Genomic DNA, 20,232 nt, shown 5'->3' with positions numbered 1-20,232 from the left:
ACCGCAATCCCTTCCCACGGCCCGTACGGAGTTCGACGTATGCGCGTCACGTTTCTGGGGACCGGTGCGGCGATGCCCGTCGCCGACCGCGTCCAGACCGGCCTGCTCGTGGAGGCCGCACCGGGCGACCGAAGCCCCCTCCTCGTCGACTGTGGCTCGGGCGTCCTCCACCGCCTCGCTCAGACCGACCCCGGCTACGAGGCAGTGTCCACGGTCCTCCTGACGCACCACCACCTCGACCACGTCGCGGACCTGCTTCCGCTGTTGAAGGCGCGATGGCTCGCCGGCGAGGAGCGCCTGCACGTCGTCGGCCCGCCCGGGACGAAGGCGCTGCTCGACGACCTTCTCGCCGTCGGCGAGTACGAGTACCTCGACGGCCGGGCGGACCTGAGCGTCCGCGAAGTTCATCCGGGGAGCGAGTTCTCGCTGGCGGGCCTCGATGTCGAGGCGTTCGAGACGCGCCACTCGAAGCCGTGTCTCGCGTATCGCTTCAGCGACCGCGGGAGCGACGCGGACGACGGAGAGCGCGACAATCCAGAAGACCCGGATGCGGACGCGGACACCACTGGCGACTTCGTCTTCTCCGGTGATTCGGAGGCGTTCACCGGCCTCGCGAACTTCGCAGACGGGGCGCGCGTACTCGCCCACGACTGTTCGTTCCCCGACGAGGTGGACGTGGACAACCACCCGACGCCGTCACAGTTGGGCGAGGCGCTGGCGGGCCGCGACATCGACCGCGTGTACCTCACGCACCTGTATCCCCACACCGAAGGCCACCACGAGGAGATGATCGAGTCCGTCCGGCGGCACTTCGACGGCGACGTGCGCGTGGCCCGCGACGGTCTCCGGTTCGAACTGTGAGCAGGCGCGTGCGACCACGGTCGGCCCCGTCCTGCCGCGAGCGACTGGCGCTCGGCGCGAGTTCACCGACCCGTCCGTGAACCGCGACACTGCGGGGTTCTTAGCGCTCGCGGCGCTGTGGGGGACGGCGTTCGTCGCGACGAAGGCGGCGCTTGCCGACTTCCCGCCCGTCTTGCTGGCGGCGCTCCGCTTCGACGTCGCGGCCGCAGTGCTCGTCGTCGTCGCCGTCGCGGGCGGTCGTCGCCTGCGTCCGACCGGGTGGGGCGACATCACACCCATCCTCACCGGCGGGGCGTTCAGCATCGGGCTCCACCACGCGCTGTTGTTCACCGGCCAGCAGTACGTGACGAGCGCCGTCGCCGCCACCCTGCTCGGCCTCATTCCCGTGTTGACGCCGATGGCGACGCGCGCACTTCGCTCGGACGAGCGACTCGACGCCGTCGGCACGGTCGGCGTCCTCGTCGGCTTCGGCGGCCTCGTCCTCATCGCCGACCCCGACCTCGGGACGCTGGCGGGCAACCTCGGGGCGCTGTTCGTGTTCGGCTCTGCGGTCGCGTGGGTCGCGGGCGCGGTGACGACCCGCGAGGACGACGCGACGCTGGGACCGCTCGCCTTACAGGCGTGGATGGCACTCGTCGGCGCTGGTCTCCTCCACGTCGCCGCCGTCGCCCTCGGGCAACCCATCGGCGGCCTCGATCCGACACAGGCTGGAGTCGCGTGGCTGCTGTACCTCGCGGTCGTCCCCGGTGCAGGTGGCTTCCTCCTGTACTTCCGACTGCTCGACCGACTCGGTCCGATCCGGACCGGACTCCTCGAGTACGCGATCCCACCCTTTGCGGCGCTGTTCGGCTTTCTCGTCCTCGAGGAGACGCTCGCGGGCAACACCGTCGCCGGGTTCGCGTGTATCCTCGTTGCGTTCCTCCTCGTCCAGCGAGGACCGATCAGGGCGGCGCTCCGGCGACAGTTCGACTGAAAAGCGAGATTCGACGACTACTCGATTCGCGTGCCCACGTCGTCGCCGGCGAGGAAGCCGTCGACGGCGTCGGGACCGAACACGTACGCCGGAGAGCCGAGACCGAGCAGTTCCCGCACCTTCGCGCCCATCCCGCCGGTCACGTCCGTCGCGTCGCTGACGCCGAGGAGGTCCGCCACCGCCTCGAAGTCGTCGATGACGGGGATCACCTTGTCGTCGCCGTCGAGGACACCCGGAACCGTCGAGCAGAGGCCGACGCGGTCGGCGTCCAGCGCCGTCGCCAGTTCCGTCACGAGTTCGTCGCCGGAGACGACGGTGACGCCCTCGCCAGCGTGCGCGACGCCGTCGCCGTGGAGGACGGGCACGAACCCCTCCTCGAGCATCGTCGCCACCTGCTCGGTCATCAGCGTCAGGTCGGCGTTCCCGTCGCGGGCAGCCGCCGACAGCGGATGAACCGGGAGCGCGGGGACGTCTCGCTCGTGGAGTCGCGAGAGGACGAACTGGTTGAGTGTCTTCATCGCGCCGTGAATCGCCATCAGCGCCTCGATGTCGTGGGTCCCTTCCGTCGTCGAGACGCCGTAGTCGGCGGCGTGGTGGTGGCCGAACGACCCGCCGCCGTGGACGACGACGAGGCCCTCGGTGCCGGCGGCTGCGATGGCGTCTGCGAGTGCCGCGAGCGAGTCGCCGTCGAGCGTCTCTGGACGGTCCTTCTCGGTGATGACCGACCCGCCGAGTTTCAGTACGACGACCATCTACGCCTCCTCCACGCGCACGCCCTCGGTCGCCAACTCCGCGCGGAACGCCTGCTCGCACTCGGCGGCGAAGCCGAGCGCACGCTCCGTGTCTGGAGTCGGATCCAGCGCGACGATACAGCCGCCACCGCCAGCACCGGTGAGTTTCGCGCCCGCAGCGTCCGCCTCGCGGGCCGCCCACACCATCGCGTCGAGCGAGCGAGCGGAGACGCCCAGCGCCTCCAGTAGCCCGTGATTGAAGTCCATCAGTTCGCCCAGCGAGTCGAGTAGGTCCGCGTCGGGGTCGGACTCGGGGTCGGCGTCAGCCAGTAGACGTTCGCCTTCCCGAGTGAGGTCGCCGATGGTCTCGACGGTGTCGGCGGCGAACGCGTGTTGCTCGCGCAGGGCACGCACGCCCGCGACGAGTTTCCCGGTGTCGCCCGCGCCGCCGTCGTAGCCGACGACGAACGGGAGCGCCGGCGCGTCGATGGTGCGAGTGTCGTCACCCTCGACGCGGACGGCCCCACCCATCGCCGAACAGAACGTGTCCGCCCGCGACGCCTGTCCGTCCTGAACCTCGTGTTCGGCCTCGTACGCGCGGCGGGCGACCTCTTCGGGGTCAAGTTCGGTGCCGAGCGCCCGCGTCGCCGCGTCGATGCCGGCGACGACGACGGCCGCCGACGAGCCGAGTCCAGCGCCCAGTGGGATGTCCGACTCGACGGTGATGTCGAAGCCAGCGTCGGGCGCGTCCGCGGCATCACGGGCCTGGGCGACGGCGGCGTCGATGTACTCCATCGCCGCCTCGACGAGCGAGGCGGGCACGTCGATGTCCGGCCGGTCGTCGATGTCGCCGCCCCACGTGACGGTGAAGCCGTCCAGCGAGAGGTCGGCGGCGTCGACGCGGACGCGACCGTCCTCGCGTGGTTCGGCGGTGACGCGGGCGCGACGCTCGATGGCGCACGGCACCGCGGGCTCGCCGTACACGACGGCGTGCTCGCCGAAGAGGTACACCTTCCCCGGCGCACTAGAGGTGGTCATACTCGACACCCATCACCGCCCGCCTAACAGCCGTTTCGACTCCGCGCCGGCTCGCTGAGACTCGCGATCGAGAATCCGACCGGCACTTTTATTCAATTTGCTATCGCGGTGAACGCCGTGATGCGGGCGACGCGGCGTCCCGCGTGCTGCCGTCGCATCACCGCGTTCGTGGTGTGCGAGCGAGGGGAAAGAGGACACGCACCGTGTGACAGCCGTGCCGTGTGTTTCGCTCGTGCCCGCGAGTCTCCCCGCTTTCCGCGAGCCGTGTCTCAGTTCGATGAACCACGGTAGCACCCTGCTACGCCGTGATCGGTCTCACTCACTGACAGACTAGATTTCTATTTCGATAAATTGACCGTCGGAATTATGTCGAATGGCACAGTATCACACGCCTATGAGTTCGACGAGCCACCCCGAACCGACGCCCCGTGTGGACAGCAGTCCCGACGGAACGCGGTTGCGGGTCGACCTCGTCGGTGTGTTCGACGTCCCGACTGTCGTGGCCGCGATGGCAGAGGCTCGCCACGCCGCCGAACGGTGTGCTGGTAGCTTCGCCGTCCTCATCGACGTCCGCAAGTTCGTCGCCGGTGGCGACGCCCTCGCGGCGCTGAGCGAGTGGGAGACGTTTCTCCGTATCGCCGGTGCGACGACCGTCGTCCGCGTCGGTGAGGGAAGAGCCGTCTCCGGGGCCGACCGCTGGGCACCGACGCTCGAAGCGGCCGAGCAGTTGCTGGAGGAGTGACACTCGAGTGAGGGCGGCCCCACCGCTGGTGGCGGTGAAGACGAAGAGTACCCGAAAATCGGAGCCGGCTTACAGTTCGGCCTCGAAGTCCTCGAGGGCGTAGCCGGGCTCTGCACCGCGGCGGTCGAGCGTCTCGTTGGCCAGCAGCCAGTAGACGACCGACAGGGCACGGCGACCCTTGTTGTTCGTCGGGATGACGAGGTCGACGTTGCTCACTTGGTTGTTCGAGTCACACATCGCGATGACGGGGATGCCGACCGTGATGGCCTCCTTGACCGCCTGTGCGTCACCGATGGGGTCGGTGACGACCACGACGTCCGGCTCGATGTAGCCGGCGTACTCGGGGTTCGTCAGCGTCCCCGGGATGAAGCGCCCGGTGCGGGCGCGTGCGCCGATTGCGTCGGCGAACTTCTCGGCGGGGAAGCGACCGTACTGCCGCGAGGAGGTGACGAGCACCTGCTCGGGGTCGTAGTTGGACAGGAAGTCCGCCGCGGTGCGGATGCGGCTGTCCGTCCGACTCACGTCGAGGACGTACAGGCCGTCGTCGCGGACGCGGTGGATGAACCGCTCCATGTCCTTGGTCTTCTGCTGGGTACCGATGTGGACACCCGCCGAGAGGTAGTCCTCGACGGGGATGAGCAGGTCCGCCTCGTCGTCGGGCATGACGTCCTCGTCGAAGCGGGGGCTCTCGTCGGCGGCCTCCGCCTCGTCGGCGTCGACCGTCTCGTCGGTTTCCGTCGGCTGTGCCTCAGATTCGTCGGGCGACTCCTCGGCCGCGGGCGGGGTCTGTTCGACCTCCTCCTCGGCGTCGGCCGCCTCTTCGGTGTCTGCGTCGTTCTCGCTTTCGCTCATACTGCCTCCTCCGCGATGCGGATGAGTTCGTTCAGCTTGGCGGTTCGCTCGCCTCCGACCGTCCCCGTCTTGATGAACGAGGCGTCGGTCGCCACGGCGAGGTGTGCGATGGTGGTGTCTTCGGTCTCGCCCGAGCGGTGGGAGACGACCGCGTCCAGCCCGTTGCGCTGGGCCAGTTCGACGGCGTCGAACGCGTCCGACAGCGACCCGATCTGATTCGGCTTGATCAGGATGCTGTTGGCTGCACCCACGTCGATCCCAGTCGAGAGGCGCTCGGTGTTGGTGACGAACAGGTCGTCACCACAGATCAGCGTCTGGTCGCCCACACGCTCGGTCAGGTCTGCGAAGCCCTCGAAGTCGTTCTCGTCGAGCGGATCCTCGACGTACGCCAGGTCGTACTCCTCGACCAACTCGGCCATATACTCGACCTGTTCGTCGGGCGTGCGCTCGACGTCGCCGTAGCGGTAGACCTCGTCGTCTGCGTCGTACAGTTCCGAGGCGGCCACGTCGAGGCCGAACTTGATCTCGAAGCCGAGTGCGTCGGCGACGCGGTCGGTCGCCTCGTCGACGATGTCGAACGCCTCGCTGTCGTCGACGGCGGGCGCCCACGCACCCTCGTCGCCCTTCGCGGCGGCGATGCCGCGGTCGTCGAGAATCTCGGCGACTTCGGCGTGCACGTCGGCGTTGGCGAAGACCGCCTCCGCCACCGACGGCGCACCGACGGGTGCCGAGAGGAACTCCTGGATGTGGGTCGCGTCGGCGGCGTGTTCGCCCCCGCCGACGACGTTGCCCAGCGGGATCGGGAACGACCGGTCGGCGTCACGGAACGTGCCGCCGAGGTGCTGGAACAGCGGTGCGCCCAGCACGTCTGCGCCGGCTTTCGCAGCCGCCATCGAGATGGCGACGGCGCTGTTGGCGCCGATCTCCGAGAAGTCCTCGGTGCCGTCAGCGGCGTGCAGCGCGGCGTCGACGTCGCGCTGGTTGCCCGCGTGGACGGTCCCTTCGAGTCGCGGCACCGCGTGCTGACGGGCCGCCGCGATAGCCTCGTTGGGCGGGAGTTCGATGGCTTCGTACTCGCCCGTCGACGCCCCCGAGGGGGCGGCCGCGCGGCCGAAGCCGCCCGACTGGGTGAGCACGTCCGCCTCGACGGTCGGGTTGCCCCGGGAGTCGAGGACGCGACGCAGCGACACGGAGCCGATCAGCGTCATCGCATCCCCCGCCGGACGGTGAACGGTAGCACACCGGCGTCGTACTCCTCGGCCGCGATGAGGATCGGCTCAGACTGGTCGGTGTCCACGAGCACCGGCGCACCGTACGCCAACTGCAGCGCTCGTGCGCCGAGGATGCGAGCCTTCTCGTATCGGTTGTATTCGAGGTTTCCGCTCATTGGTACGGTGAGACGACGTCTACGAGGTCGGTGTGGCTCACCATCATCCGCCGGCAGCAGTGGCGGCTGACGCCCAGTTCGTCGAGGACTTCTGCGGGGTCCTCGTCGCCCTCGCGGGCGCGGGCCTTGAACTCCTCCCAGTGTTCACCGATGACGTTGCCGCACGTGAAACACCGGACAGGGATCATCATGGGTGGATCACCTCAGCGGTACGACTTCTGGTAGCGAGCGCGTGCGCCGGGCCCGCCCCACTTCTTCGGTTCGCTCTGCCGGGAGTCGTTCACCAGCAGGGTGCGGTCGAACTCCATGAAGGCGTCGCGAAGTTCGGCGTCGTTGCGATGCTGCACCAGGCCGCGTGCGATGGCGGTGCGGGCCGCGTCGGCCTGCCCCGCGAAGCCGCCGCCGCTGACGGAGACGTCGATGTCGACCTCGTCGCGGAGGTCCTCGCCGGCGATGCGGAACGGCTCCAGCATCTTCAGGCGTGCCATCTCGGGTTCGACCAGCTCGACGGGCTGGGAGTCGATACGTACGCGCCCCTCACCGTCGGTGACGGTGGCACGGGCGACGGCCGTCTTCTTCTTTCCAGACGTGTTCGTTACCATGTGACGTTGGCCCCCAGATCCTCGGAGATCTCACCGAGGGTGGTGAACTTGATGTTCGACAGTCGGTCGAGCGAGGTGCCTTCCAGCACCTCGGCCTCCGGTGCGTCCTCGTCGGGCGAGGTCGTCTCCGACTCGAACGGGTTACCGACGTACACGCGGACGTTCTCGAACGCCTCGCGACCCTTCGTGGTCTTGTACGGCAGCATCCCGCGGACGGACCGCTTGAAGATGCGGTCCGGCCGCTTCGGGTAGTACGGCCCGGAGTCGGAGCCGAGGTTCGCGCGAGTGCGGTACTTCTCGACGGTGAACTCCGAGTCGCCAGTGATGACTGCGCGCTCGGCGTTCACGATTGCGACGCGCTCGCCGTCGAGCGCGCGCTGTGCGACCTTCGACGCGACGCGACCCATAATGGCGTCACGTCCGTCGACGACGACGTCGGGTTCGAACTCTGCGAGGCTCATCGGATCACCCGGACGTTGGTCCCTTCGGGGTTGTTCGACAGCGCTTCCTCCAGCCGGACGGCTTCGCCAGCCTGGTCGATCTTCGTCTCGGCGGTGCCGGAGAAGTCGACGGCGGCGACGGTGACGTCCTTACGGAGCACGCCCGAGCCGAGCACCTTGCCCGGCACGACGACGGTCTCGTCCTCGTTTGCGTACCGCTCGATGCGGCCGAGGTTGACCTCCGCGTGCGTGCGCCGCGGCTTTTCGAGCCGGTCGGCGACGTCCTGCCAGACGTTGGCATCGGACGACCGCGCGACCGACTTCAGTTCGGCGATGAGGTTCTGAAGTCTCGGATTGGTCTTGCTACTACTCATACGAGTACCTCCTGAGTGGAGTGATGTGGACTCGGTCGCGAGCCGCCGGCAGCGCCCACACGTCGCCGTACGGGTGTGCCGGGTCCGGTCGTGACCGAGTCGAATGTGGTGAGAGAACGGGAGTGCAGGGGGCAGGATTTGAACCTGCGAACCTCTACAGGACAGCGCCCTGAACGCTGCGCCGTTGGCCAGACTGGGCTACCCCTGCTCGCGTCCCGTCGTTTGCCGTCCCATCGGTTAACCCCTTCGGTCCACCCCGCCTGTGCGAGGCGGTGACGGCGCCCCTGCTGGCCGGGCGGGAACGCCGTACGGGCGAACGGTCGAAGGTGGGTGTGGGACGGACTCATTGTCGTTAAACTGCGACTTTCTCTGCGAGTTCGTCCGCGCGGTCGCGAAGCGACTGGACCGCACGGAGAGTGAGTTCCTCGACGGGCAGGGACCCGTCGGATTCGATGTGGAAGACGAACGCGCTAGGCACGTCGGTGACCTCCAGTTCCTTACCGGGGTACCGATTCGTGAGGTCGGCGCCGAACTCGTCCGTGTGGACCAGTTCGCCGTCCTCGGTCTCGATGACGCCGCGGAGGATGTTCGGCTCCTCCTCGTCGAACTCGTCGGCGTCGCCGACGACCTCGACACGTTGCAGGTGGCGGTAGCCGACTGCCACGCCGCCCTGGTGTTTCGCGTGTTCCTTCCCGGAGTCGAGCACCGCGTCGGCCTCGAACTCCAGCCGCTGTCCCTCTTTCAGTTCGATGATGGGGACGTTCTCGTCGGCTGGCTGTACGAGATCGTCGGACGTCTCGATGTCGCCCGAGTACGCCGTCGCGGGCCCCTCGACGTCGAGCGCGAGGGTGACGGTGTCGCCGACCTCGTAGTCGTCAAGCGGCGTCGTCAGCGGGACGAGGCCCAGACGCAGGCCGACCATCTCGTCGAACATCACCGACGAGTTCTCGACGAACCGAACGGTGTCGATCGAGAACGTCGGCACTTCCGACAGCATCGTCCGCCGAAGTCCGTTCGCGACCGCGGGCGTCAGCCCACGGACGAGGAGTCTGGCGGAGCGGTCGTCGTGCGTGACTACCTCGACGTCGAAGTCGTCTGCCATGGTTACAGGCGGTTCTTCTTGGGCGCGCGCGTTCCGTCGTGCGGGATCGGCGTGACGTCCTCGATACGGCCGATCTCAAGTCCGGCACGGGCGAGCGCACGGATCGTCGGCTGTGCGCCCGGCCCGGGGGACTTCTGTGCGTTGCCGCCCGGTCCGCGGATGCGGACGTGGACGCCTTCGATGCCCTGTGCGAGCAGTTCCTCGGCGACGCCCTCGGCCATCTGCATGGCCGCGTACGGCGACGCTTCGTCGCGGTTCTGCTTCACCACGGCACCACCCGAGGACTTGATCAGCGTCTCGGCCCCGGTGATGTCGGTCACCGTGATGAGGGTGTTGTTGAACGACGAGAACACGTTGGCGATGGCCCAGCGACCCTCGCCGGATTCGGATTCACTCATTTACTGACCCTCCGCGCGTTCGGGGTGAAGTTCGTCTGCGAGCGGACTGATCTCGTCGAATGCGACGAGGTCCTCCTCGACGGTCTCGACCTTGTACGACGGTCGAGTGACGCGTGCGTCGCCGACGACGACGTGGCCGTGCAGGATGAACTGTCGTGCCTGCTTGACCGTGTTGCCGAGGCCCTTGCGGTACGCGACCGTCTGGAGACGGCGTTCGAGCACGTCCGTCACGTCCAGCGACAGGACGTCCGTGATCGAGTCGGTGTCGTCGAGGATGCCGAGGCGCTGAAGCCGCGCGACGAAGTCGGCGCCGGCCTCGTTAGCGGCGTCGACGTCGCCCTGCGCGTCGCCGATGAGGCTTCGGGCCTCACGGCGGTAGCGGCGCAGTTCAGACTGCGCACGCCACAGTTCCTCTTTGTTCTTCAGGCCGTAGCGGGAGAGCAGGTCCGACTCCTCGTCGATACGCTCGCCCTGGTACGGGTGATTCGGCGTCTCGTACCGCTTGGTGGAGGTGCCGGTGCTCATTCGTCTTCACCCGCTGCTTCTTCCGCCTGTTCTTCGCGGATCTCTTCGACGTTGACCCCGATGGTGCCCTCGGTACGACCCGTGGACTTGGTCCGCTGTCCGCGAACCTTCTGGCCCCGCTTGTGGCGGATGCCTTTGTAGGAGTCGATCATCTTCATCCGGTTGATGTCGTGGCGGCGCTTCTCGTTGAGGTCCGAGCCCACGATGTGAGCGGTCTCGCCGGTGAAGAAGTCCTTCTGCCGGTTGACCATCCACTCGGGGACGTGGTCGGAGAAGTTCTCGACGACGTCGACGACCGAGTCGATGTCGTCCTGATCGAGGCGACCGAACGTGGCGGTTCGATCCACGTCGGCGGCCTCGGCCACCAGGCGCGCGGTGCGCTGGCCGATGCCGTTCATATCACTGAGACTGCGCTCGACGCTCTTCGTCCCGTCCAGGTCCGTCTGGCCGATGCGGACGAAGTACTGGAGGTCCTCGTCGTCCTCCTCAGCGTCGGGCGCATTCTCTGGTTCTTCTGCACTCATATCTTGTCTGTGTGGACAGCGTTGCGGCGGGGATTCGAACCCCGGAGGCTTGCGCCACTGAGTTAGCAACCCAGCGCCTTGGGCCAGGCTTGGCTACCGCAACACCGTATGTGCTGTATCGTCGCCACGTGAGCCATCACGGCTCCGGACTCGGGGCCGGCCGCCCCTACAGTGTCTGCGTTCGGTGTAACTCGGAGGCTGTACTTAAGCGTCACGAAAGGTGAGTCGACCGTGTGAGGGCGTCACGACCGTGTGAACGACCGACACAGCCAGTGATGATCGGTTCTCTCTCGACGCTGCCTCACGCGAGGTCGACGTCGCCGAACTCGAAGCGTGCCCCACCGGTGGCCGCCTCGCCGACCGAGACGGTCCACCCGTGTGCCTCCGCAATCTCCCGGACGATGCTGAGGCCGAAGCCGGTTCCGTCGTCTCTGGTCGAGAAGCCGTGGTCGAACACGTCCTCGCGGTCGTCCTCGGGGATACCGGGGCCGTCGTCGCTCACGGCGAAGCCGTCGGGGGTCGCTTCGACAGTCACCGTCACCGACTCGCCGCCGTGTTCGACGGCGTTGCGAAACAGGTTCTCAAGGAGTTGGGCCAAGCGACTCTCGTCGGCCATAACCGTCGGCGCGTCGTCGGCGTCGACCGTCGCCTGCGCCGTGTCGGCGGTTCCCCACGCTTGAAGCGCAGCCGTCGAGAGGTCGACCGCTTCCGGGTCCTCGACGACGGTGCCACTCCGGGCCATCGTCAACATGTCTGAGATGATCCGCTCCATCCGGTCGTGTGCTCGCATCGCCTTCTCGAGTCGGTCGTCGTCGCCTCGGTCCGCGACGGCCAACTCGGTCTGCCCCTTGGCGACCGCGAGGGGGTTCCGTAGGTCGTGGCTGACGATGGCCGCAAACTCTTCGAGGCGGTCGTTCTGCCGGCGGAGGTCCTCTTCGATGACCTGTCGCTCCAGCGCCGAGGATATCCACTCCGCCATCAATTCCACCAGTGCAACCTGCCAGTCCTCGAACGGATCCTCACGGGCGACGAGGTCGTAGAAGCAGAACGTGCCGTACACGCTCCCGTTCACCGTGACCGGCGCGCCGAGATAGCAGTTGACTCCCATCTCGACGTTGCCCGCCCGAGACGCGAGTTCTGTGTCCTGTTCGCCGATGTCGTTGAGGGCCAGCGACTCCTCGGAGATGACGACCCGTTCGCAGTTGGTCGTCGAGAGGTCGAGTTCGTCGCCGACCTCGACGACGCCGTCGAGGCCACGCACCACCTCGAAGACGTACGTCTCGTCACGGATGCGCGACAGCGTTCCGAACTCCGTCCCCAACACCTCTTGACCGACCGCGAGCAACCCGTCGACTTGCTGTTCGAACGTCCGGTCGCTGTCTGCCATCGTCTCGGTGATGGTGCGCAACGCCTCCTCACGCGCCTGGAGTTGTTCGATACGCTGGTGTTCCTCGGTGACGTCTTGGAAGAACACCGACAGCCCCGAGGCCGACGGGTACGCCCGCACGTCGAACCACGTCGCCAGTGGGCCGTAGTACGACGTGAACTCCACCGGTTTCTGGGCCTCCATCGCCTCGTGGTAGCGCTCGTAGAACTCGCCGTCGACCGCGTCCGGGATCACTTCCCACATATCCTGACCGATGAGGTCGCCCTCGGCACCGCCCACCGCGGCGTCAGTGATGACCTCTCTGCCGCGGTCGTTGAGGTAGGTGAATCGCCACTCCGAATCGACGGCGAAGAACGCGTCCGTCATCCGGTCGAGGAGCGCGGGGTCGAGCAGGGCCCCCCTGTCCACGGTCTGATCGGTGGAGGGACCCGTGGATTCGTCCTCGTCGGTAGTCATACTGAGGGTACCACGCCGCGTCGATTAAATAGTTCCCCCGAGCGACCGTCAAGCTGTCATCGAGATTCGTGGTCGTGCGACGACGCCTTCACTCCTCGGGCCACCGCTCGATGTACACCGTCTCGTCGGTGTAGAATCGAACGGCGTCGTCGCCCTGCGCGTGGAGGTCGCCAAAGAACGAATCCTTGTCGCCGCCGAAGTGGAAGAACGCCATCGCCGCGGCCGTCCCGACGTTGACGCCGACGTTGCCTGCGTCGATGTCGAGACGGAATCGCCGTGCTTCGCCGCCGTCACGGGTGAACAACGACGCCGCGTTGCCGAACTCAGAGCGGTTGACCAGTGAGACGGCGTCGTCGAAGTTGTCCGCGCGGATGAGTGCGAGCACCGGTCCGAATATCTCCTCGCGGGCGACCGTCGCGTCCGGGTCCACGTCGCCGAAGACGGTCGGGCCGAGGTGATAGCCCGTCTCGGGAACGTCGCGTTCGCGCCCGTCGAGGATCACCTCCGCACCCTCCTCGATGCCCGTCTCGACGTACTCCAGCACCGAGTCGCGGTGTGGGCCGGACACGAGCGGCCCCATATCTGTCTCGTCTTCCAACCCTGGCCCGACCTCCAGTGACTCCACCTTCTCGACGAGATGCTCGACGAACTCGTCGTACACCGCGTCCTCGACGACGGCGACCGGATTGGCGAGACACCGCTGGCCGGCGTTGGCGAACGCGGAGGAACACGTCTGCTCGGCGGCGTACTCCAGGTCCGCGTTCGCGCTCACGACGACGTGGTTCTTCGCGCCACCCTGTGCCTGCACGCGCTTGCCCGCCCCCGCCGCAGTCTCGTAGACGTGTTTCGCGATGGGCGTCGACCCGACGAACGATACCGCCTCGATGCCGTCGTGGGTGATGAGGCGATTCACCGTGTCCGGGCCGCCGTGGACGACGTTGAGGACGCCGTCCGGGAAGCCCGCCTCGTCGACGAGGGCGGCGATCCGATTCGCCGTGAACGGATCACGCTCACTCGGCTTGAGGACGAACGTGTTGCCCGTCGCCACCGCGTACGGCAGGAACCACAGCGGGATCATGGCGGGGAAGTTGAACGGCGTCACCGCGACGACCGTGCCCAGCGGTTGGCGTACCGCCGTCTCGTCGATGTTGGGCGCGGCGTGCGGGAGGTGACCCGCCTGCATCATCGTCGGGATGCCGCAGGCGACCTCGACGTTCTCGATACCGCGGCGAATCTCCCCCATCGCCTCCGCCTTCGTCTTCCCGTGTTCGGTGACGAGTACCTCCGCCAGCGACTCCTGGTGCTCCTCCAACAGCGCTTTCAGTCGGAACAACGGCTGGATGCGCTCCTCGACGGCGGTGCTCGACCACGTCTCGAACGCCTCGTTCGCCCGCGCGATGGCTTCGTCCTCGTCGGTGGCCGACGAGAATCGGACGGAGCCCATCGTCTCCGTCGTCGCCGGGTTCTCCACGTCCAGCGACTCCTCGCCGGTCGCCTCGCGCCACTCGCCGGCGACGTAGTTGTGTGCCACCTCGCCGTCTGCGATCTGCTCAACCATAGTGATCGTTCACACACCTCGTGGGAAGTAGCTACCGTTGGCGGTAGTGTAGGAGCGATGAGCGAGACACAGCGAACGGAGAAGGAACCTGGTTCGTGCGGTCGAGCGTGACCCGGTCAGTCGTCGTTACGGGTGGGCGTAGAAGGCGAGCAACTCGTCATCGCTCTCGCTGTCGAACCGGGCGAAGCCGACACGCTCGAACTGCACGAGGTCGTCGGCGTCGTAGTCGGCGTAGCCGGGTTCTGCGTATCCCACCACGTCGCCGTCCATCGTTCGCATCCGCACGCGCACGTGTTCGTCGTCGCCCGCGCCGACCCAGTGGACGACGGGGACGTTCTCCTCACGCACGAGTGAGATGTCGGTGCCGACCCAGTCCAGTTCGTCGCCGTCGCGGCGGAGACAGCCGAGGCCCTTCAGCCACACGCGCTCGCCGTCGGCGGGAACGTCGTCGGCTTCGAGGAGGACCGACTCGCTGGCAGGCACGTCGCGGTCGCCGCGGTCCTCGTGGTTGGGGTGTAGCGGCGGGTGGCCCACGTCGGGCACGTCTTCACCGAGAGAGAGCGACGCCGGTGCGGCGGCGGGGAGACGAGCGCCGTCGTCGACGGCGGACCCGCTCGGGTCGCGAACGAGGAACCGCCGGTCGGTGTCGTCGTCGATGAGGTCGCGGTTGTTCGCGTAGATGCTCGACATCGCGAGGTCAACGTTGCTCGTCGAGACGCCGAGTTCGACCATCGCGTCGACGATGGCTTCACCGCGAATGCCGCGGCGCTTCACCGACGCGAGCGTGGGTGCGCGGGGGTCGTCCCAGCCAGTCAACTCGCCCGAGTCGACCTTCGCTTTGATCGTCGAGGTGGACATCGGCACGTCGTAGGCGTCGATCTGGACGTGGCCCCAGTGGACGACCTCGGGGTACTCCCAGCCGAAGTAATCGTAGACGAACCGCTGGCGCTTGGCGGAGTCCTGCAGGTCGATGCCGCGGATGATGTGGGTGACGCCCGTGAGGTGGTCGTCGATGCCCGACTGGAAGTCGAGCATCGGCCACGCACGGTAGTCTTCGGCCTCTTCGCGGGGGTGAGGCGTGTCGACCATCCGGAACGCGACGAAGTCGCGGAGCGCGGGGTTCTTGTGGTGGATGTCGGTCTTGACGCGGAGCACCATCTCGCCGTCGCTGTACTCGCCGTCGACCATCGCCTCGAACTCCTCGTGGACCGTCTCGACGTCCTTGTCGCGGTGGTCACACGGTTCGCCGTCGGCCTTCAGGCCGCGGAAGTGCTCGGCGGGACACGAACAGGTGTACGCGCCGCCCTTCTCGATGAGGTCGCGTGCGTGGTCGTAGTACGTCTCGACGCGGTCGCTGGCCTTCAGCACCTCGTCGGGTTCGAACCCGAGGTAGCCGATGGCGTCGAGAATCTCGTCGTAGGCGTCCAAGTCCGGGCGCTTCGTCTCGGGGTCGGTGTCGTCGAACCGGCAGAGCATCCACCCGTCGTACATGTCTTTGTACGTCCCGATGACGGCGGGCATTCGGGCGGAGCCGAGGTGCCACGGGCCGTTGGGATTGGGCGCGAGGCGCATCCGAATCTCGTCGTACTCGTCGGCGTTCGGGAGGTCGGGGAGCACCTGGTCGTCCTCCTCGTCTTCGGCGTCGAGTTCCTCGACGAGTTCTGGGTCGAGTTCCGCGAGTCGCTCGCGTCGCTCCTCGGTGTCCATCCCACTCACCTCGCCGACGACCGGCGCGACGACGCCGGGGATGGCGTCGCCGTGCGGTCGGAAGTCGGGGTTCTCGCCCATCAGCGGGCCCATAATCGCACCCACGTCCGGGTCGGAGCCGTGTTTCAACGCGTTGTAGAGCGCGTGCTTTCGCGCCTCAGCGCGCACACGCTCTTCGAGGTCGTCGTCCATTGGGCGTCGCTTCTCCGCCCGGCCCCAAAACGCGTCCGGATTTGGGCGGAGACGCACGGCTGGTCGGTGTAACAGCAGGCCGCGGCGACGGGCCTCCCCCAGAGGTCTCCTCGCCACGGCCGGAGGGTGCGTAGGCACACCCGGGTAGGGGCAGTCAACATAACGACAGTCGACGACATATGCACATCGACCGTTCACGTCATTTCACGTCGTGGTGTCGGCCGTTCGGGGGGTAATACCATCCTAATCACCGCCGCACACACCGGGATTCATATGCTTCGCCGTGGACCGGCGGCTATGCCAATCTTCTTCGAAGACGTCGAGGTAGGGACCGTCGAGCAGTTCGGTTCCTACGAGGTGACGCACGACGAGGTGCAGGAGTTCGCACAGCAGTACGACCCGCAGTGGTTCCACGTCGACGCCGACCGCGCACGCGAGGAGTCGCCCTACGGCGGCCTCATCGCCTCCGGGTGGCACACCGCCGCGATGACGATGCGACTGCTCGTGGACGGCCACCTCTCGGACGCTGCGACCGTCGGCGCGAAAGGCGTCGACGACTTGCGCTGGCGCGTCCCCGTCCGTCCGGGCGACACGCTCCGGATCGAAAACGAGGTGATCGAGAAGGTGCCCGAACGGCCCGAGCGTGGACTGGTCCGCGCCCGGACGAAGACGTTCAATCAGGACGACGAGGAGGTGTTCTCGATGGTGGGGAACGTGATGTACCTGCGCCGGGAGGACGGCCCCGTAACCGACGCGGGAGACAACGAAGCCGACGACGTAGAGTAGCGAGAGGGTCGACAGATCACAGCGCAGTCACGGACAGGAACGCCGACGACGCCGCCTTTACCGTGCTTCGTCCTCGGCGCGTTCGCGGTCGGCGTGGTCAGTTCGCTCCAACAGGTCTGTCGCCCGCCGGAACACGCCTGTGAGCGTCGTCATCTCCTTGCTCGTGGGGTGTGCCCGACCGACGAGTCGCCGGATCAGCCGTTGACTGCGGGTGCGCTTGTGGTCGCGCGACTCCGCGTGGTCGAGGAACGCGCCGAACTGCTCGTAGAAGCGTTCGATCTCCGGTTCGGGGGCGCGTTCGTGCTCGACTTCGGGTAACTGGTACTCGTCGAGGAACAGCGACCGGAGTTCGTACAGCGTCACCGTCGCCGCCTGTCCGAGATTCATCACCGGGTACTCGGGGTTCGCGGGGATCGAGATGAGTTCGTCCAACTGCTCCAGTTCCTCGTTGTTGAGACCAGTCCCCTCCCGGCCGAACACCAGGGCGGTGTCGGAGTCGACCGTCGCCAGCGACTCGCGGAGTTCGGCGGGCGTCTTGAACGGGAAGCGGACGTGCCGGCGGGCGTCCTCGCCGGTGATCGCGGTCGTCCCGACCGTGTGGTAGTTCTCGACAATCTCGTCGAGGGTGACGGTGTCGGCGTTCGGCAACACGTCCTCGCGGGCGTGGCCGGCGAAGCCGTACGCCTCGCTGTCGCGGTCGATCTCGGGCGGGTCGACCAGTTTGAGGTCGGTCAGCCCGAAGTTCTTCATCGCGCGAGCGATGGTGCCGACGTTGCCCGGCGTCTCCGGTTCGACGACGACGACGACGAACTCGCGGTCTGCGTGGTCGCCGTGGTCGGTGTCGTCGTCGCCGTCACTGCGCTCCCCGTCGCTCATGAGGGGTACTCGCGGTCGAGGTCGAGGTCGTCTACGTCGAGGTCGTCGTCGCCATCGCCGTCACTCGTGTCGGCATCCGCGTCGTCAGCGTCGTCGCCGTCCTCGAAGTCCGGACGTTCGTCGACGAGGAGATCGTCGTCCTCGTACAGGTCTTCGGGGTCGCGCAGGTCCGGCAGGTCTTCGGGCGCCTCCTCGACGTACTCCATCCCGCCGTAGCCGTCGGGCGCGCGGCCGCCGTCGTCGAACCACTCGTGGAAGGCGTCGCGGAACGTCTCCTCGCCCGCGATAGTCTTGCCGCCCTGTTCGCGGAACCAGTAGAGGAAGTCGGCCTCGTGGTCGTCACACAGCAACACCTCGTCAAGCGGTTCGCCGTAGACGATGGCCGCGGGGTTGCACCGCTTCTTCTCTTCCTCGCCGTGGATCAGATAGCAGGCGTCACAGGGCTTGCCCATCACGACTTGTAGGCGAACGAGGCGGTGGCGGGGGTCTTTCGGAATCTCCTCCAGCGGTCTCCACCCGCCCGCGTCGGTGAAGAGGTCGTCCTCGTCGAAGCGCCAGCCGCGCAGGCCGATGCTCACCTTTCCCATTACCCCGGCGTTGCGCCGCGGCGGGCATAAACGGCGCGTTCCGGGACCGTCTCGACGGCGTCGAGCGCCGAGTCGGCCGCCGTCTCGTCGCCGTGTTCGTCCCCGCCGGGACCACAACACCGAAACACGCGGCTCCCGTGGCGATCCCTATGCGAACAGTCGACGCTGCGGGCCTCGAGATCGGTGACGACCATCCCCCACGGATCATGGGCGTGTTGAACGTCTCGAAGGAGTCGCCGTACGACCCCAGCGTGTACGACGACCCCGGCGAAGCCGCCCAGTACGTCGACGAGGAACTCATCGACGAGGGCGCAGACATCGTCGACGTCGGCTTGGAATCTGCGAACAAGAAGTTCGAGGTGCTCTCTGCGGAGGGGGAACTGGAGCGCCTCGACACGGCCATCGAGACTATCGAGAGCGTCTCCGGTGACGCCGTCTTCTCCATCGAGACGCGCTATCACGAGGTCGCAGCGGAGGCGTTGAACCGCGGGTTCGACATGGTCAACGACATCTGTGGGTTCGCCGACTCCGAGATGCCCCGTGTCTGTGAAGAGTACGATGCCGCCGTCGCCAAGATGGCCTCGCCGCCGGATCTGGAACGACCGGGTGCTATCGAGGACGTCGACGACATCTACGAGGCGCTGTCGCTCAACGGCTTCACCGACAAGACCATCCTCGACCCAGCGTTCGGCGGGTGGTCCGAGGAGAAGACCATCGCAGACGACCGCGAGACGTTCCACCGCCTGCGGGAGTTCCGCGGCTACGGGCGACCGCTCCTCGTCTCGATCAACCGGAAGAACTTCCTCCGGAGCGTCGCCGACCGGACCACCGAGGAGGCGCTTCCCGTCTCGCTGGCGGCCACGTCGATGGCCGTCGAACGCGGCGCACACATCGTCCGCACGCACGACGTGCGAGAGACGCGCGACGCGGCGCTCATCGGCAAGGAGTTCGCTCGCGACCGCGCCCGCTACGACGACGACGTGTCGGTGGAAGAACTCGACGTGACGACCACCGGCGACGCTCGCCGGCACATCGACCGCGTGGGCGGTGACGCGACAGCCGCGGCCGACGCAGTCGCGCGAGTGTACGAATTCGACGGTCTCGACGCCGAACAACTCGGGGCACTCCGCGCGGGGGCCGCCGACTCGTCGGCCGTCGTCGTCGCAGGCGAGGCCGCGACGACGGCGCTGTTGCTGGGGAATACGCGGGGAATCGCTGCGACCGCAGATGCCGCACGCGGCGTCTCTGAGGCCTTGGACGCCGCGTTGGCGTCGGTCGAGCGTCCGACAGAGTAAGAAAACTTATACCCAATCGGTCGATATCTGACGATGGAAGCCGGAAGGGCACCGCGGGTAGGGGTACTCTGGTGCGCTTACCGGCCCGATCCCGTATTACTGAGTCGCTACAGTCGTAGTCACAACCATGGAGTTCACCGACTGGGAACCGATCTACGAGGCGATCCTCGCCGACTTCGGGTTCGACAGAGCGGCCGACGAGGCGGTTCGCGACCGTGCCGCGGCGTTCGCCACCCCGTTCGCGTTCGCCTGCCTCGACTGTACCGGCGCGACCGTCGCCGTCGCCGGCGCGGGACCGTCGCTGGAGGCTGACGCCCACCTCGCGCGCGAGGCCGACCGCGTGTTCGCCGCGTCGACGGCGACCGACCGCCTCGCTGATCTGGGAATCGCCGTCGACGCGATGGTGACCGACTTGGACAAGAACCCCGAGACCGGCCTCGAACGAACAGACCGCGGTGAAGTCGTCGTCGCGCACGCGCACGGCGACAACGGCGACCTCGTCGACGAGTGGTTACCCCGCTACGATGCCGCTCACACGCTCGTCACGACGCAGGCCGCGCCGGTCGACGCCGTCGCCAACGTCGGCGGCTTCACCGACGGCGACCGCGCGGCGTTCCTCGCAGACCACTGCGGGGCGGCGGCTCTCGTGTTTCCAGGGTGGGACTTCGACGACGCCGACGTGGCCCCGATGAAGATGCAGAAACTCCGCTGGGCCGAGCGACTCCTCCACCTCCTCGAACGGCGTCGCGGAGAGCAGTTCGCCGTCCTCAACGGACGGCGCGACCAGATCGATCCGATCTGAACCGCCCCCACGACTGCCAACAGGGTTACTATCGCGA

General features: G+C 67.3%; 24 protein-coding genes and 2 tRNA genes. 6 read left to right on the top strand and 20 right to left on the bottom strand.

The genetic code is table 11. From position 1 onward, the window contains the following. Positions 1 to 39 precede the first annotated feature (39 nt). Together P0D77_RS09480 and P0D77_RS09475 are read left to right on the top strand one after the other, a co-directional pair. Positions 40 to 861 (top strand): MBL fold metallo-hydrolase, encoded by an 822-nt coding sequence (locus tag P0D77_RS09480; protein WP_277552792.1) that lies wholly within the window; start codon positions 40 to 42, stop codon positions 859 to 861. Between the two features lie 76 nt (positions 862 to 937). Next, positions 938 to 1,834, top strand: coding sequence for a DMT family transporter (locus P0D77_RS09475; protein WP_277552791.1), 897 nt, complete (start codon positions 938 to 940; stop codon positions 1,832 to 1,834). Positions 1,835 to 1,851: 17 nt separating this feature from the next. On the opposite strand, the gene P0D77_RS09470 is transcribed toward P0D77_RS09475, so the two are convergent. Further along, positions 1,852 to 2,586 (bottom strand): isopentenyl phosphate kinase, encoded by a 735-nt coding sequence (locus P0D77_RS09470; protein ID WP_277552789.1) that lies wholly within the window; start codon positions 2,584 to 2,586, stop codon positions 1,852 to 1,854. Next, positions 2,587 to 3,603 (bottom strand): mevalonate kinase, encoded by a 1,017-nt coding sequence (gene mvk / locus P0D77_RS09465; protein WP_277552787.1) that lies wholly within the window; start codon positions 3,601 to 3,603, stop codon positions 2,587 to 2,589. Between the two features lie 394 nt (positions 3,604 to 3,997). Here mvk and P0D77_RS09460 point away from each other — a divergent pair, with 394 nt between their 5' ends. Further along, positions 3,998 to 4,345 (top strand): hypothetical protein, encoded by a 348-nt coding sequence (locus P0D77_RS09460; protein WP_277552786.1) that lies wholly within the window; start codon positions 3,998 to 4,000, stop codon positions 4,343 to 4,345. 69 nt (positions 4,346 to 4,414) lie between these two features. Here the strand turns inward: P0D77_RS09460 and rpsB are convergent, their stop codons facing one another. The 16 genes from rpsB to P0D77_RS09380 all read right to left on the bottom strand — a co-directional run bounded on the left by rpsB (position 4,415) and on the right by P0D77_RS09380 (position 15,849). Next, positions 4,415 to 5,197, bottom strand: coding sequence for a 30S ribosomal protein S2 (gene rpsB / locus P0D77_RS09455; RefSeq protein WP_277552784.1), 783 nt, complete (start codon positions 5,195 to 5,197; stop codon positions 4,415 to 4,417). Continuing rightward, on the bottom strand, positions 5,194 to 6,405 hold the full coding sequence (gene eno / locus P0D77_RS09450; RefSeq protein WP_277552782.1) for a phosphopyruvate hydratase: 1,212 nt from the start codon (positions 6,403 to 6,405) through the stop codon (positions 5,194 to 5,196). Before eno ends, rpsB begins: the two co-directional genes overlap by 4 nt. Then, on the bottom strand, positions 6,402 to 6,584 hold the full coding sequence (locus P0D77_RS09445) for a DNA-directed RNA polymerase subunit K (protein ID WP_277552780.1): 183 nt from the start codon (positions 6,582 to 6,584) through the stop codon (positions 6,402 to 6,404). The genes eno and P0D77_RS09445 overlap by 4 nt, the downstream gene beginning before the upstream one ends. Further along, positions 6,581 to 6,775 carry a DNA-directed RNA polymerase subunit N gene (locus tag P0D77_RS09440; RefSeq protein ID WP_277552779.1) on the bottom strand — a complete coding sequence of 65 codons (195 nt, stop codon included), beginning with the start codon at positions 6,773 to 6,775 and terminating at the stop codon, positions 6,581 to 6,583. Before P0D77_RS09440 ends, P0D77_RS09445 begins: the two co-directional genes overlap by 4 nt. A 12-nt stretch (positions 6,776 to 6,787) precedes the next feature. Continuing rightward, positions 6,788 to 7,186, bottom strand: a complete 399-nt coding sequence (locus P0D77_RS09435; protein WP_277552776.1) for a 30S ribosomal protein S9 — start codon at positions 7,184 to 7,186, stop codon at positions 6,788 to 6,790. Further along, positions 7,180 to 7,647, bottom strand: a complete 468-nt coding sequence (locus tag P0D77_RS09430; protein ID WP_277552775.1) for a 50S ribosomal protein L13 — start codon at positions 7,645 to 7,647, stop codon at positions 7,180 to 7,182. Before P0D77_RS09430 ends, P0D77_RS09435 begins: the two co-directional genes overlap by 7 nt. Further along, a complete protein-coding gene (locus tag P0D77_RS09425; RefSeq protein WP_277552774.1) occupies positions 7,644 to 8,000 on the bottom strand; it encodes a 50S ribosomal protein L18e in 357 nt (118 codons plus the stop codon). The genes P0D77_RS09430 and P0D77_RS09425 overlap by 4 nt, the downstream gene beginning before the upstream one ends. A gap of 123 nt (positions 8,001 to 8,123) precedes the next feature. Continuing rightward, positions 8,124 to 8,208, bottom strand: a tRNA-Leu gene (locus P0D77_RS09420). A gap of 144 nt (positions 8,209 to 8,352) precedes the next feature. After that, positions 8,353 to 9,102, bottom strand: a complete 750-nt coding sequence (locus P0D77_RS09415) for a DNA-directed RNA polymerase subunit D (RefSeq protein ID WP_277552772.1) — start codon at positions 9,100 to 9,102, stop codon at positions 8,353 to 8,355. Positions 9,103 to 9,104: 2 nt separating this feature from the next. Beyond that, a complete protein-coding gene (locus P0D77_RS09410) occupies positions 9,105 to 9,500 on the bottom strand; it encodes a 30S ribosomal protein S11 (protein ID WP_277552771.1) in 396 nt (131 codons plus the stop codon). Continuing rightward, positions 9,501 to 10,025: a 30S ribosomal protein S4 gene (locus P0D77_RS09405; RefSeq protein WP_277552770.1), complete on the bottom strand. Its 525-nt coding sequence runs from the start codon at positions 10,023 to 10,025 to the stop codon at positions 9,501 to 9,503. It lies immediately after the preceding gene. Continuing rightward, on the bottom strand, positions 10,022 to 10,549 hold the full coding sequence (locus P0D77_RS09400) for a 30S ribosomal protein S13 (RefSeq protein ID WP_277552769.1): 528 nt from the start codon (positions 10,547 to 10,549) through the stop codon (positions 10,022 to 10,024). Before P0D77_RS09400 ends, P0D77_RS09405 begins: the two co-directional genes overlap by 4 nt. A 19-nt stretch (positions 10,550 to 10,568) precedes the next feature. Further along, positions 10,569 to 10,652 (bottom strand) — tRNA-Ser (locus tag P0D77_RS09395). Positions 10,653 to 10,850: 198 nt separating this feature from the next. Continuing rightward, entirely contained in the window at positions 10,851 to 12,392 is a 1,542-nt protein-coding gene (locus P0D77_RS09390; RefSeq protein ID WP_277552768.1) for a sensor histidine kinase, read from the bottom strand. An 88-nt stretch (positions 12,393 to 12,480) separates the two neighbouring features. After that, the gene (locus P0D77_RS09385) at positions 12,481 to 13,950 is read right to left on the bottom strand and encodes a CoA-acylating methylmalonate-semialdehyde dehydrogenase (RefSeq protein WP_277552766.1); all 1,470 of its coding nucleotides are present in this window, start codon (positions 13,948 to 13,950) and stop codon (positions 12,481 to 12,483) included. 126 nt (positions 13,951 to 14,076) lie between these two features. After that, positions 14,077 to 15,849 carry a glutamate--tRNA ligase gene (locus P0D77_RS09380; RefSeq protein ID WP_277552765.1) on the bottom strand — a complete coding sequence of 591 codons (1,773 nt, stop codon included), beginning with the start codon at positions 15,847 to 15,849 and terminating at the stop codon, positions 14,077 to 14,079. A 297-nt stretch (positions 15,850 to 16,146) separates the two neighbouring features. Between P0D77_RS09380 and P0D77_RS09375 the strand changes: the two genes are divergently transcribed. Further along, on the top strand, positions 16,147 to 16,635 hold the full coding sequence (locus P0D77_RS09375) for a MaoC family dehydratase (RefSeq protein ID WP_277552764.1): 489 nt from the start codon (positions 16,147 to 16,149) through the stop codon (positions 16,633 to 16,635). 57 nt (positions 16,636 to 16,692) lie between these two features. Here the strand turns inward: P0D77_RS09375 and P0D77_RS09370 are convergent, their stop codons facing one another. Continuing rightward, complete coding sequence (locus tag P0D77_RS09370) at positions 16,693 to 17,511, bottom strand: RNA methyltransferase (RefSeq protein ID WP_277552761.1); 819 nt, start codon at positions 17,509 to 17,511, stop codon at positions 16,693 to 16,695. Beyond that, on the bottom strand, positions 17,508 to 18,098 hold the full coding sequence (locus P0D77_RS09365) for a DUF8114 family protein (RefSeq protein WP_277552760.1): 591 nt from the start codon (positions 18,096 to 18,098) through the stop codon (positions 17,508 to 17,510). Before P0D77_RS09365 ends, P0D77_RS09370 begins: the two co-directional genes overlap by 4 nt. A 149-nt stretch (positions 18,099 to 18,247) precedes the next feature. On the opposite strand from P0D77_RS09365, the gene P0D77_RS09360 reads away from it, so the two are divergent. Together P0D77_RS09360 and P0D77_RS09355 are read left to right on the top strand one after the other, a co-directional pair. Continuing rightward, on the top strand, positions 18,248 to 19,393 hold the full coding sequence (locus P0D77_RS09360; protein ID WP_277552758.1) for a dihydropteroate synthase: 1,146 nt from the start codon (positions 18,248 to 18,250) through the stop codon (positions 19,391 to 19,393). 127 nt (positions 19,394 to 19,520) lie between these two features. After that, the gene (locus P0D77_RS09355; RefSeq protein WP_277552756.1) at positions 19,521 to 20,195 is read left to right on the top strand and encodes a 6-hydroxymethylpterin diphosphokinase MptE-like protein; all 675 of its coding nucleotides are present in this window, start codon (positions 19,521 to 19,523) and stop codon (positions 20,193 to 20,195) included. Positions 20,196 to 20,232 lie beyond the last annotated feature (37 nt).

The sequence above is a fragment of the Halobaculum limi genome (genome assembly GCF_029490015.1).
Classification (GTDB): Archaea; Halobacteriota; Halobacteria; order Halobacteriales; family Haloferacaceae; genus Halobaculum; species Halobaculum limi.
This window is presented reverse-complemented; position numbering and strand designations above follow the sequence as displayed.

Bases quoted from the DNA above. Each gene is read 5' to 3' on its own strand.
- P0D77_RS09480 (WP_277552792.1), top strand. From the start codon at position 40: ATGCGCGTCACGTTTCTGGGGACCGGTGCGGCGATGCCCGTCGCCGAC.
- P0D77_RS09470 (WP_277552789.1), bottom strand. From the start codon at position 2,586: ATGGTCGTCGTACTGAAACTCGGCGGGTCGGTCATCACCGAGAAGGAC.
- mvk (WP_277552787.1), bottom strand. From the start codon at position 3,603: ATGACCACCTCTAGTGCGCCGGGGAAGGTGTACCTCTTCGGCGAGCAC.
- P0D77_RS09460 (WP_277552786.1), top strand. From the start codon at position 3,998: ATGAGTTCGACGAGCCACCCCGAACCGACGCCCCGTGTGGACAGCAGT.
- rpsB (WP_277552784.1), bottom strand. From the start codon at position 5,197: ATGAGCGAAAGCGAGAACGACGCAGACACCGAAGAGGCGGCCGACGCC.
- eno (WP_277552782.1), bottom strand. From the start codon at position 6,405: ATGACGCTGATCGGCTCCGTGTCGCTGCGTCGCGTCCTCGACTCCCGG.
- P0D77_RS09445 (WP_277552780.1), bottom strand. From the start codon at position 6,584: ATGAGCGGAAACCTCGAATACAACCGATACGAGAAGGCTCGCATCCTC.
- P0D77_RS09440 (WP_277552779.1), bottom strand. From the start codon at position 6,775: ATGATGATCCCTGTCCGGTGTTTCACGTGCGGCAACGTCATCGGTGAA.
- P0D77_RS09435 (WP_277552776.1), bottom strand. From the start codon at position 7,186: ATGGTAACGAACACGTCTGGAAAGAAGAAGACGGCCGTCGCCCGTGCC.
- P0D77_RS09430 (WP_277552775.1), bottom strand. From the start codon at position 7,647: ATGAGCCTCGCAGAGTTCGAACCCGACGTCGTCGTCGACGGACGTGAC.
- P0D77_RS09425 (WP_277552774.1), bottom strand. From the start codon at position 8,000: ATGAGTAGTAGCAAGACCAATCCGAGACTTCAGAACCTCATCGCCGAA.
- P0D77_RS09415 (WP_277552772.1), bottom strand. From the start codon at position 9,102: ATGGCAGACGACTTCGACGTCGAGGTAGTCACGCACGACGACCGCTCC.
- P0D77_RS09410 (WP_277552771.1), bottom strand. From the start codon at position 9,500: ATGAGTGAATCCGAATCCGGCGAGGGTCGCTGGGCCATCGCCAACGTG.
- P0D77_RS09405 (WP_277552770.1), bottom strand. From the start codon at position 10,025: ATGAGCACCGGCACCTCCACCAAGCGGTACGAGACGCCGAATCACCCG.
- P0D77_RS09400 (WP_277552769.1), bottom strand. From the start codon at position 10,549: ATGAGTGCAGAAGAACCAGAGAATGCGCCCGACGCTGAGGAGGACGAC.
- P0D77_RS09390 (WP_277552768.1), bottom strand. From the start codon at position 12,392: ATGACTACCGACGAGGACGAATCCACGGGTCCCTCCACCGATCAGACC.
- P0D77_RS09385 (WP_277552766.1), bottom strand. From the start codon at position 13,950: ATGGTTGAGCAGATCGCAGACGGCGAGGTGGCACACAACTACGTCGCC.
- P0D77_RS09380 (WP_277552765.1), bottom strand. From the start codon at position 15,849: ATGGACGACGACCTCGAAGAGCGTGTGCGCGCTGAGGCGCGAAAGCAC.
- P0D77_RS09375 (WP_277552764.1), top strand. From the start codon at position 16,147: ATGCCAATCTTCTTCGAAGACGTCGAGGTAGGGACCGTCGAGCAGTTC.
- P0D77_RS09370 (WP_277552761.1), bottom strand. From the start codon at position 17,511: ATGAGCGACGGGGAGCGCAGTGACGGCGACGACGACACCGACCACGGC.
- P0D77_RS09365 (WP_277552760.1), bottom strand. From the start codon at position 18,098: ATGGGAAAGGTGAGCATCGGCCTGCGCGGCTGGCGCTTCGACGAGGAC.
- P0D77_RS09360 (WP_277552758.1), top strand. From the start codon at position 18,248: ATGCGAACAGTCGACGCTGCGGGCCTCGAGATCGGTGACGACCATCCC.
- P0D77_RS09355 (WP_277552756.1), top strand. From the start codon at position 19,521: ATGGAGTTCACCGACTGGGAACCGATCTACGAGGCGATCCTCGCCGAC.